We start from the raw sequence: 10,033 nt of genomic DNA, 5'->3' as shown, positions 1-10,033 counted from the left end.
CTTGCGCCCCGCCGCCACCGTGCTGCTGCTGCGCGACGGGCCGCAAGGCATCGAAGTGCTGATGACCCGCCGCTCGATGACGGCCAGTTTTGCACCCGGCGCCTATGTGTTCCCGGGTGGCGGCATCGACGCCGCCGATGCCCAGGCGCACAGCCTGGCGCAACGCCGCCCCAAGCAAAGCGACCTGCACCTGACGCAAGCGATTGCGGCCATCCGCGAGAGCTTTGAAGAGCTGGGCGTCTTGTTCGCCCGCCATGCCGACGGGCGCTGGGCCAACCACGACGACATCGCCGCCATCGACCGACAAGGCCCTTTTGCCGCCCAATGCCAGGCCCGAGGCCTGACGCTGGCCGCTGAGCAGGTCTTTGTGCTGGCCCACTGGATCACCGACCGCGACCTGCCGCGGCGCTTTGACGTGCCTTTTTTGGTGGCCCGCATGCCCGAAGGCCAAACCCCGGTGGCCGACGAGTCCGAGCAGTTCGAGCCGGTCTGGGTGCGCCCGGCTGACGCGCTGAGCCGCCACGAAGCGGGCGATTTCTTCATGGTCTACCCGACCATCCGCACGCTGGAGCGCCTCAAAGCCTTTGCCAACGTCGACGCGGTGCTGCAAGCCTGCGCCGTCAACGATGAACCGCTTTGGACCAGCTGCCCCCGTGCCGGCTGGCTGGCGGGCAACGAAGCACGTTACATGGAGCATGAAGCCCCGTTTGGCGAGCTGGCCTTGGTCACGCCCGATGGGCAAATCCACCACCACCTGGACTGGAAAACCGACCAAGCCGTGCCGCTGCTCCAAAACGTGCAGCGCCTGACCGCCCCCAACCCCGGCGTGATGACCGGCCCCGGCACCAACAGTTATTTGGTGGGCGACCCGAACACGGGCTACATCGCCATTGACCCCGGCCCGGCCGACGACGCGCACCTGCAACGCATCTGGCGTGCCGCAGGCGGGCAGATCAAAGCCATTGTGTGCACCCACTCACACCCGGACCATTCCCCCGGCGCGGCCCCGTTACAGGCGCTGTGCACCCACAAGCCGCCCATCCTGGGCCTGGCCTCCAAGCCCACCGCCCGCGCCAACAGCCGCTTCACCCCCGAGCGCGAGCTGGCCGACGGTGAAAAACTGGTCTTGCAAGGCATTGGCGTGGACGGCGAAATCACCCACACCCTGCGCGTGGTGCACACCCCCGGCCACGCGGCCAACCACCTGTGTCTGGTGCTCGAAGAAGACGGTCTGCTGTTCTCGGGTGACCATGTGCTCAACGGCAGCACCACCGTGATCGACCCACCCGACGGCCACATGGGCGACTATCTGGATTCACTGGACAAACTGGCTGCGGCCTGCGAAGCCGGGGACATCGAATTCATCTTGCCCGCGCACGGCCATGTGTTGGGTTTTGCGCACCAGGCCATCACGCACCTGAAGGCGCACCGCTTGAAGCGCGAAGCCAAAATTGCCGCCGCCATGCAGGCCCTGCCCCAAGGCAGCTTGCAAGAGTGGGTGGAAAAAGCCTACGACGACGTGCCGCCACGCCTGTGGCCCGTGGCGGCACGTTCGCTGCAAGCGCATGTGGACCACATCCGCGAACAAGCCCTGTCTTGATTCGCTTTGAGTATTTTTGAAAGCATCGATGATTTCCTCTGAAGAAGGCATCCGCCTGGCCAAACGCGTGGCCGCCGAGCAAAACTGCTCGCGCCGCGAAGCCGAAGCCCTGATCGTGGCCGGTGGTGTGCAAGTGGCGGGCAAAGTGGTCACCGACCCGGCCCGGCGTGTGCGGCCCGAGCAAACTGTTGAAGTCAACCGCCTGGTCTCCATGGCGGCACTGGCCCCCATGACCCTGGTGCTGTTCAAACCCGCCCACCGGGTGGCCAACCTGGCCTGGCTGCAGGACACCGTGGGCCTCAAAGCCCCCCAACCCGGCCTGTGGGGCCCCGAGCGTCTGGCCAAGATGCAAATGCCCCTCCCACTGGCCAAGCCGGCCAGCGGGCTGTGCATCTTCACAGACGACGTGGCTGTGCTGCGCCACCTGGAAGACCGCCGCAGCCCCATGGAACAAGAATGGATGGCCACCGTGGGCGGCGAAGTGCCAGAGGGCCTGATCAAGGCCCTGAACGGCCCCGGCATCCGCGCCAGCATCAACCGCCAGACCGAGCAACTCACGGTGCTGCGCATCGCGGGCAAAGACATCGATGGGCTGGAGTTGGGCCGCTGGCTGGACGAACAATGCCCCCTGCAGGACCTGCGCCGCCAACGCGTGGGCCGCATAGGTTTGGCCCCCCTGGAGCCGGGGCAATGGCGGCAGACGGAAAGCCATGAACGGTTTTAATCTGTTTTTAATCTGCCAAAAGGGCTAAAAAAGGCGGATTTACCCTTGAATAAGCCCGGTTTATCACCACCTAGCAATACAGTCTGAGAAAATGACCGTTCAGTCACCCCTGCACACAATGCAGTCTTGACCCCACAGGATGGCCTGCTTTTGCAGGCCACCAAAACGCAGAAAGGAGCCCAGCATGCGTTTGAGCACCAAAAGCCGATTTGCCGTCACCGCCATGATCGATGTGGCCTTACGTGAAGACCGTGGCCCCGTTTCGCTGGCCGCCATCAGCACGCGCCACCAGATTTCCCTGTCCTACTTGGAACAACTGTTCAGCAAACTCCGCCAGCATGGCCTGGTCGAGAGCACCCGTGGCCCCGGCGGCGGTTATTCGCTGTCGCGCAATGCTGAAAAAATCACCATGGCCGACATCGTGGGCGCGGTCGATGCCCCCACCGAAGAAGAAGCCGCTGCCGAAGGCGGCTGGATGAACAGCGAGTTGTGGGCCAGCCTGAACGAAAAAATGCTGACCCACCTGCAGTCGATCAGCTTGCGCCAACTGGTGGCCGAGCAACGCACCAAAGGTGTGACCGTCGAGCCTGCACCGCAGCCAGCCGTCAAGCGCGGCGTGTTTGCCAAGCCCAAAAGCGCCTTGAAGATCACCGCGCCCAATTCGGTGTTTGCCCTGGCTGGCAGCCTGATGCCTTCTCGCGGCTGAGCGGCTTCAAGCCCCCACAAAAAAACCCGCTTCGGCGGGTTTTTTTGTGGGCTGCGCCCTGAGAAAAAAGTGTGAAGCCCGCCGATAAGCCGGATTCTGTGCACAGCGGTTGCCCGCTGCGTGACCGCCATTACTCTGGGCCGGGGGTTGCCCACCCGGCTCGGTGCTACCTACCCGCCAACTCACCCCGCGGAACCACAGGGAGAAAGCATGCGGCGAACCGCACCCCTTCAGGAAGGCCTACTTGGTATTGCTGCGCGTAGAGATTGCCCGTTTCACCCGAACTCAATCGGCTCGTCTCTGTTGCTCTGATCCTCACCTCACGGTGGAGAGGTGTTACCTCCTACGCTGTCCTGTGCAGTCCGGACGTTCCTCCAGTGCCTCCTTTCGGAGATTGCACCAGCGACGGTCTGGCGTGCTTCACCGGGTGATTATCGCCTGAGCGCAGGGCGCGGGCCCCGGGGTGTTTCCAGCGGGCGCTTTGTACCACGTTGATGCCACGTTTGTGCCACACAAGACATTCAAACCACGCCCCCTCACGCACAATGCAAGCCTCCCGCCACCCCTTGGAAACCGCATGAAAGCCCACTCCATTCTCGACACCATCGGCCACACCCCCCATGTGCGCATCCAACGCCTGTTTGGCACGGGCGCGAATGTCTGGATCAAATCCGAACGCAGCAACCCCGGCGGCTCCATCAAAGACCGCATCGCGCTGGCCATGGTTGAAGCCGCCGAGCGCTCGGGTGCCTTGAAGCCAGGCGGCACCATCGTCGAGCCCACCTCGGGCAACACCGGCATTGGCCTGGCCATGGTGGCAGCCGTCAAGGGCTACAAGCTAGTGCTGGTCATGCCCGACAGCATGAGCGTCGAGCGCCGCCGCCTGATGCTGGCCTACGGCGCCCGTTTTGACCTGACGCCCCGCGCCGAAGGCATGAAAGGGGCGATTGCCCGGGCCCAGGCCTTGGTGGCCAGCACCCCGGGCGCTTGGATGCCCCAACAGTTTGAAAACACAGCCAACATCGAGGTGCATGTGCGCACCACCGCACAGGAAATCCTGGCTGACTTCCCCGATGGCATCGACGCCCTCATCACGGGCGTGGGCACAGGCGGCCACCTGACGGGTGTGGCCCGCGTGCTCAAGGCCAAGTTCCCGAATCTCCTAGTGTTTGCAGTCGAGCCTGCTGCCTCGCCTGTGATCTCGGGTGGTGCGCCCGCACCCCACCCCATTCAAGGCATTGGCGCGGGCTTCATTCCGAAAAACCTGGACACAAGCCTGCTCGACGGCGTGATTCAGGTCGAGGCCGAAGCGGCCCGCGAGTACGCCCGCCGCTCGGCCCGCGAAGAAGGCATGTTGGTCGGCATTTCATCGGGTGCCACCTTGGCAGCCATCGCCCAAAAACTGCCCGACTTGCGCGCCGGGGCCACCGTGCTGGGCTTCAACTACGACACGGGCGAGCGTTATTTGTCGGTCGATGGCTTCTTGCCTCAAGGATAATCACCGCTTCTTGCTTGATAACCACAAGCCACAGAGGTTGCCATGATCCGGATTTCAGAACTCAAACTCCCCTTATCGGTCCTGCCGATTGAATCGCGCCGCGCGGCCGACGCGCCGTCCGAAACCGACGAAGACCGCCTGCCCACGCCGCACCCCATCGCGGCCTTGCGCCAACTGGCGGCCCAGGCCCTGGGCATCAGCGCCGCCGACATCGCCACTGTGCAGATCTTCAAACGCAGCTTTGACGCCCGCAAGGCCGACTTGCTGGCGGTCTACATCGTCGACCTGTCGCTGCTTGACGCACAGACCGAAAACCGCTTGCTGCAGCAGTTTGAAAAGAACCCCCACATCCAGCCCACGCCCGACATGGCTTGGCACCCGCCTTGCCAGGCCCCGGCCAGTTTTGGCACGGAAGAAGGCGAGCGCCCGGTGGTGGTGGGCTTTGGGCCGTGCGGCATGTTCGCCGCTTTGGCGCTGGCGCAAATGGGTTTCAAGCCCATCGTGCTGGAGCGCGGCAAGCCCGTGCGTGAACGCACCAAGGACACCTGGGGCCTGTGGCGCAAAAAGGTGCTCAACCCCGAGAGCAATGTGCAGTTTGGCGAAGGCGGCGCAGGCACTTTCTCTGACGGCAAGCTCTACAGCCAAATCAAGGACCCGCGCCACCTGGGCCGCAAGGTGATGGACGAATTCGTCAAAGCCGGCGCCCCCCCTGACATCCTCTACGCCGCCCACCCGCACATCGGCACCTTCAAGCTGGTCAAGGTGGTCGAGCACATCCGCGAGCAAATCATCGCGCTGGGCGGCGAGATTCGCTTTGAACAGCGCGTGAGCGATGTGCTGCTCGCGCCCACCGCTGACGGCCAGCAGCTCACCGGTCTGCAGGTGCAAGACCTGCGCACGGGCGAGCACCACACCCTGCACACCCTGCACACCCGCCACGCCGTCATGGCCCTGGGCCACAGCTCGCGCGACACCTTTGTCATGCTGCACCGCCGGGGCGTGGCCATGCAGGCCAAAGCGTTTTCGATTGGCGTGCGCATCGAGCACCCACAAAGCGTGATCGACCAAGCCCGCTGGGGCCGCCACGCGGGCCACCCGCTGCTGGGCGCAGCCGATTACAAGCTGGTGCACCACGCGGCAAATGGCCGCGCGGTTTACAGCTTTTGCATGTGCCCCGGCGGCACGGTGGTCGCCGCCACCAGCGAGCCGGGCCGCGTGGTCACCAACGGCATGAGCCAGTACTCGCGCAACGAGCGCAATGCCAACGCGGGCATGGTCGTGGCCATCGACCCACCCGATTACCCGCTGGACACCGCCGCTTGGCAAGCCGCCTTTGGCGAGCAAGACGGCGCACAACTGGCGCAAGAAGCCCAGGCCTTGGCTGCGCTGCAGCCCCCCCAAGCGCACCCGCTGGCGGGCATCGTGCTGCAGCGTGAACTGGAAACCCGCGCCTTTGAGGTGGGCGGCAGCAACTACGAAGCGCCCGGCCAACTGGTGGGCGACTTTTTGGCGCAGCGCCCCTCCACCACCTGGGGCTGCGTGTTGCCGTCCTACAAACCCGGCGTGAAGCTGGTTGACTTGGCCGATGTGTTGCCGGGCTACGCGGTGACCGCCATGCGCGAAGCACTGCCCGTGTTTGGCCGCAAGATCAAAGGTTACGACATGGCGGATGCGGTGATGACCGGGGTGGAAACGCGCACCTCCTCGCCCCTGCGCATTCCGCGAGGCGACAACCACCAAAGCACCAACACCCAAGGCCTGTACCCGGCGGGCGAAGGCGCCAGTTACGCGGGCGGCATTTTGTCGGCGGGGGTGGACGGCATCAAGGTGGCCGAGTCGATGGCGCGGGCACTGATGTCGCCCACTTGAGCCCGCGCTTTTTAAGCGCTGGCTGAGCCACTGCTCCGCTGGCCCTGCGCCAGGTGTTCATGACAGGCGCACGCGAGGCTAGCCAGCTTCTGAGGCTGCGAGCTGTGCAAGGGGGCGCCAGCGTCCGCGTCCTCTGCCCACTGCACGGCCCGGTGGGTTTGCAGGACCTGCGCGGCGGCTTGCAGCTCAGCCACAGGGCATGACAACCAGTGCGCCAAATCGGTCATCAAAATCGGCTCAGCGCCGTGCGGGTTGTGCTGGCGCACCGCCAGCAAACCACTGGCCAGGCGCTGCACCAGGGTGTGGTTTTGGACACAATGAACCTTGCGCGCCATTTGGTGCACCAGCTGCTGCGAAGCCGCTGCCGCCTGCAGCAACCAGTGCGCATAACGCTGCGGCTGGGCTTGCAGCACCGACCAGCGGATGCGCTGAGCATGGCCCGCCTGCAGCACATGCGTTTGCACGGGCCCCAGGTGCCCGATCTCAGGCCACCAGCCTGCATGGCAACCCAGCAGCACCATGCCCACGCCGGGCAAAGCTGGGCTGGGCCAGCGCAAGCCCATCAAGCCTGCCTCAGGGAAATACACATGGCCCTCACCCAAGTTCTGGCCCTCCATCGGCCAAAGCCCGCGCGACAAGGTCACGCGCTCCAGGTGCTCGGCGGCCTCGGGGGTGGTGTGGAGCAATCGGCTCAGCAGTTGGTTGGAAGTGGTCAGCATCAGGTCTGGCTTGACCTCTGCGCTGGGGGACAGCGTCTGCGCTTTCCCGATCCGTCCAAGAGAGGTTAAGTGGCATTCTATGTTCTTCAGCGAACAGTGAAACTGCGAACAAGGCCGTTCAATTGCGATTTCAGCAACTTATACTGAATGTCATTTTTTTCATGGTCTTGAAGCCTTTTTCTCAACGCTGGACCGCGCAAACCAGCCCTCTTTCTGTGTCCGGAAACTTTCCGTGAGCCTGACCCACAACGGACTTTTCAAGCAGCTGCCTGTGGAGGTGCAAACCTTGGTACAGGCTGCGTGCGAGCCTGTCACCCTCAAGGCCGGACAGCTGCTGGGACGCCTGGACACCCAGGCGAGGGTGTACTTTCTGAGCGGCGCAACAGTGGCCCTCGTGGTGGAAGAGCCCGGCCACAAGAGCCTGGCCGTGGGCTTGCTGGGTGCCGACGATGCGGCAGGTCTGGGGCACGTGGTGCAAGACCCGCCGCCCCCCAACTCCCCCTCTGCCTTGAAGCTGCGTGTGCAGACCAGCGGGTCGGCCTGGGCCATGTCGGCCATCACGCTGCGCGAACTGGCGCTGCAGCACCCCGCCTTGCTGGCACTGATTTCGCGCAACCTTTGGCAACTGGTCACCCATGTGGCCACCGTGGCCGCCTGCGTCCAGACCCTGGACATCCACGCCCGCCTGGCTGCCTGGTTGGCGCTGTCGGCCCAAAAAGCGCGCACGACCGAGCTGCATTTGACCCACGAACACCTGGCCCACATGCTGGGCGTGCGGCGCGTGAGCATCACACTGGCCGCTGGCGAATTGCGCGAACAAGGCCTGCTGCACTACAGCAGGGGTCAGCTGCGCATTCTGGATTTGCCGGGCCTGATTCGGGCCAGCAAACCTGCCTGAACCCGTCTGAACAAGCCTGCTGCAGCAGCCTCCCTGCCCAAACCCGATACCGTTTTTTTCAATCGCTTTTGTGCGCTCATCGAGTCACTGTGCTGACTTTTTTGTGTTCGTTACCGCACAAAAACCCATGGTTAACCCTGATAAATTATCTGTTGTTTTTGATATTTTTATTGAAGATTTAGACAATGGTCACGACACAACGCTGTGAAAACCACATCCTGAATGCCTTACCAGAGCCCATTTATGAGGACTGGCAAGCCCATTTTGAAGAGGTCTATCTGCCCGAAGGTCAAGTCCTGATCGAGTCAGGCCAAAGTTCAGCGCACGTGTATTTCCCTCTGGACGCCATCGTGTCGTGGCAATACATGCTAGAGAGCGGTGACTGCACCGAAATCGCCATGGTGGGGCGCGAAGGGCTGGTGGGCCTGTACCTGCTGCTGGGCCACAACAGCAACCCCAACCAGGGGGTGGTGCAAACTGGTGGGCGGGCCATCCGCATGCGCTTGCACTTGGTGCTCAACAGCTTCAACCATGGCCCCGAGGTGCAGCGCCTGATGCTGTGCTTTGCGCAAAGCCTGATCCACCAGATGGGCCAGGGCAATGTGTGCCGCCAGCACCACAACATTGAGCAGCAACTGTGCCGCATGTTGCTGATGATATTGGACCGGCAAAGCGGCATGCAGGTGCACAAGACCCACGAGGCCCTGAGCCAGCTCTTGGGGGTGCGGCGTGAGGCGGTGAGTCTGGCCGCGGCCAGGCTCATGAAAGAGGGCCTGATCCGCTACACACGCGGCAGCATCGAGGTGCTGGACCGCGCAGGCCTGGAACAACAGGTGTGCGAATGCTATGGCGTTGTGCAGCAAGGGCAACCGCCCCTGTGCCACGCACACCCGGCCAGGTTTTACACCGACACCATCTGATTGCGGATGGCGTAACGCGTGAGGTCGGCCACTTTGTGCAGGCCCACCTTGCGCATGATGTTGCGGCGGTGCACCTCCACCGTGCTGGGCGCGATCTGCAGGTTGCGCGCGATTTCCTTGGACGAGAAACCATCGGCAATCAGGCGCAGCACCTGCTCTTCGCGCCCACCCAAGGCTCCGCGCACCAAGCCATCGCCTGCGCGAAACTTGCGCACCGACGCCATCATCTCGCCGGCCGCCGTTTGGCACAGGTACACCCGGCCGGCCGCAGCGGCGCGTATGGCGGCAATCAATTCGTCGATGCTGCTGGTGGTGGCCACATAGCCTTTGGCCCCGGCATCCAGAATTTCGATGATCGCGTGGCGGTCCGATTCGCCCGAAAAGGCCACCATGTGAGGACTGCTGCGGCTTGCGGCCAAAGCATGGATCAAGGCCAAATCCTGCTGGTTGTTGGCGTGCATGCCGATCAAGACGACATGCGGTGCCGACTCGCTGCACAGGGCTTGTGTCTTCTCATCGGTCTCGGCCATGCCCACCACTTGGAGGTCCGGGTGCGTGCGCAAAACAGCGGCAATGCCCTCGGACACCACCTTGTGTTTGGAAGACAACAAAACGCGAATCGACATATCAAAGCTCCTTGCATGCGGTCAACAATCCTTCACACTTTTGCAGCCATGCCAGCCCCGTGTCACGCCTGACAGAGCGCATTCACTGACAGCACCGCTTGCCAAGCCAGTTTAAAAAGAATCGTGCACTGGCTCTGTTTGATTCAGCACATAGCCCACAAATAAAGAATGGACCTGATTCATTGCACCCCCGAGGGCACGAAGGGTGTATGCAGCTGACCAGGCACGGGCCGCACCGCATCGATGCGCTCGGCAATACCCAGGGCTTCTTTCAAGTGCTCGTGCGCATTGAAGCTGTGGTGCTTGGACAGTTTGGCGTGGTGCAAAGCAGCTTTGAAGGCACCGGACTGGTGGTGGCGGGCAGCCTCCTTGTTGCGCTGGTAGGCGTACAACAATTCCTCTGACGCGCGGCGGAAATGGTCGCTCATGTGCTCCACATAGGCCGTTTCAATGAGTTGGTTTTCGTCGCTCAT

10 protein-coding genes and 1 other RNA gene are annotated in these 10,033 nt (G+C 63.1%); 7 read left to right on the top strand and 4 right to left on the bottom strand.

Features of this window, described 5'->3' with window-relative positions:
- The first annotated feature begins 1 nt into the window (after position 1).
- The 3 genes from QZ190_RS01690 (at position 2) to QZ190_RS01680 (ending at position 3,030) form a co-directional block, all read left to right on the top strand.
- Complete coding sequence (locus QZ190_RS01690; RefSeq protein ID WP_291912819.1) at positions 2–1,600, top strand: MBL fold metallo-hydrolase; 1,599 nt, start codon at positions 2–4, stop codon at positions 1,598–1,600.
- A 28-nt stretch (positions 1,601–1,628) separates the two neighbouring features.
- The gene (locus QZ190_RS01685; protein WP_291912817.1) at positions 1,629–2,324 is read left to right on the top strand and encodes a S4 domain-containing protein; all 696 of its coding nucleotides are present in this window, start codon (positions 1,629–1,631) and stop codon (positions 2,322–2,324) included.
- A 184-nt stretch (positions 2,325–2,508) separates the two neighbouring features.
- A complete protein-coding gene (locus tag QZ190_RS01680) occupies positions 2,509–3,030 on the top strand; it encodes an Rrf2 family transcriptional regulator (protein ID WP_291912815.1) in 522 nt (173 codons plus the stop codon).
- 69 nt (positions 3,031–3,099) lie between these two features.
- On the opposite strand, the gene rnpB is transcribed toward QZ190_RS01680, so the two are convergent.
- Positions 3,100–3,452, bottom strand: an RNA gene (gene rnpB, locus QZ190_RS01675) — RNase P RNA component class A.
- A gap of 155 nt (positions 3,453–3,607) precedes the next feature.
- On the opposite strand from rnpB, the gene cysK reads away from it, so the two are divergent.
- Both cysK and QZ190_RS01665 read left to right on the top strand, forming a co-directional pair.
- Entirely contained in the window at positions 3,608–4,528 is a 921-nt protein-coding gene (gene cysK, locus QZ190_RS01670; protein WP_291912813.1) for a cysteine synthase A, read from the top strand.
- Positions 4,529–4,570: 42 nt separating this feature from the next.
- Positions 4,571–6,397 carry an NAD(P)/FAD-dependent oxidoreductase gene (locus QZ190_RS01665; protein WP_291912811.1) on the top strand — a complete coding sequence of 609 codons (1,827 nt, stop codon included), beginning with the start codon at positions 4,571–4,573 and terminating at the stop codon, positions 6,395–6,397.
- 11 nt (positions 6,398–6,408) lie between these two features.
- On the opposite strand, the gene QZ190_RS01660 is transcribed toward QZ190_RS01665, so the two are convergent.
- Complete coding sequence (locus tag QZ190_RS01660) at positions 6,409–7,116, bottom strand: hypothetical protein (protein WP_291912808.1); 708 nt, start codon at positions 7,114–7,116, stop codon at positions 6,409–6,411.
- Positions 7,117–7,348: 232 nt separating this feature from the next.
- Here QZ190_RS01660 and QZ190_RS01655 point away from each other — a divergent pair, with 232 nt between their 5' ends.
- Both QZ190_RS01655 and QZ190_RS01650 read left to right on the top strand, forming a co-directional pair.
- Positions 7,349–8,014, top strand: a complete 666-nt coding sequence (locus QZ190_RS01655) for a Crp/Fnr family transcriptional regulator (RefSeq protein WP_291912807.1) — start codon at positions 7,349–7,351, stop codon at positions 8,012–8,014.
- Positions 8,015–8,199: 185 nt separating this feature from the next.
- A complete protein-coding gene (locus QZ190_RS01650; RefSeq protein ID WP_291912805.1) occupies positions 8,200–8,934 on the top strand; it encodes a Crp/Fnr family transcriptional regulator in 735 nt (244 codons plus the stop codon).
- Here QZ190_RS01650 and QZ190_RS01645 read toward each other — a convergent pair.
- Complete coding sequence (locus QZ190_RS01645) at positions 8,916–9,560, bottom strand: response regulator transcription factor (RefSeq protein ID WP_291912803.1); 645 nt, start codon at positions 9,558–9,560, stop codon at positions 8,916–8,918. The two genes, QZ190_RS01650 and QZ190_RS01645, sit on opposite strands and share 19 nt — an antisense overlap.
- Before the next feature lie 179 nt (positions 9,561–9,739).
- Complete coding sequence (locus tag QZ190_RS01640; protein ID WP_291912801.1) at positions 9,740–10,033, bottom strand: hypothetical protein; 294 nt, start codon at positions 10,031–10,033, stop codon at positions 9,740–9,742.

It is taken from the genome of Limnohabitans sp., from assembly GCF_017848645.1.
GTDB lineage: Bacteria > Pseudomonadota > Gammaproteobacteria > Burkholderiales > Burkholderiaceae_C > Limnohabitans_A.
Note: the sequence above shows the minus strand (reverse complement) of the source record. Positions and strands in the feature narration are given on the sequence as shown.

Coding starts and splice junctions, on each gene's coding strand:
- QZ190_RS01660 (WP_291912808.1), bottom strand. CDS start 7,116: ATGCTGACCACTTCCAACCAACTGCTGAGCCGATTGCTCCACACCACC.
- QZ190_RS01640 (WP_291912801.1), bottom strand. CDS start 10,033: ATGAGCGACGAAAACCAACTCATTGAAACGGCCTATGTGGAGCACATG.
- QZ190_RS01645 (WP_291912803.1), bottom strand. CDS start 9,560: ATGTCGATTCGCGTTTTGTTGTCTTCCAAACACAAGGTGGTGTCCGAG.
- cysK (WP_291912813.1), top strand. CDS start 3,608: ATGAAAGCCCACTCCATTCTCGACACCATCGGCCACACCCCCCATGTG.
- QZ190_RS01650 (WP_291912805.1), top strand. CDS start 8,200: ATGGTCACGACACAACGCTGTGAAAACCACATCCTGAATGCCTTACCA.
- QZ190_RS01680 (WP_291912815.1), top strand. CDS start 2,509: ATGCGTTTGAGCACCAAAAGCCGATTTGCCGTCACCGCCATGATCGAT.
- QZ190_RS01665 (WP_291912811.1), top strand. CDS start 4,571: ATGATCCGGATTTCAGAACTCAAACTCCCCTTATCGGTCCTGCCGATT.
- QZ190_RS01685 (WP_291912817.1), top strand. CDS start 1,629: ATGATTTCCTCTGAAGAAGGCATCCGCCTGGCCAAACGCGTGGCCGCC.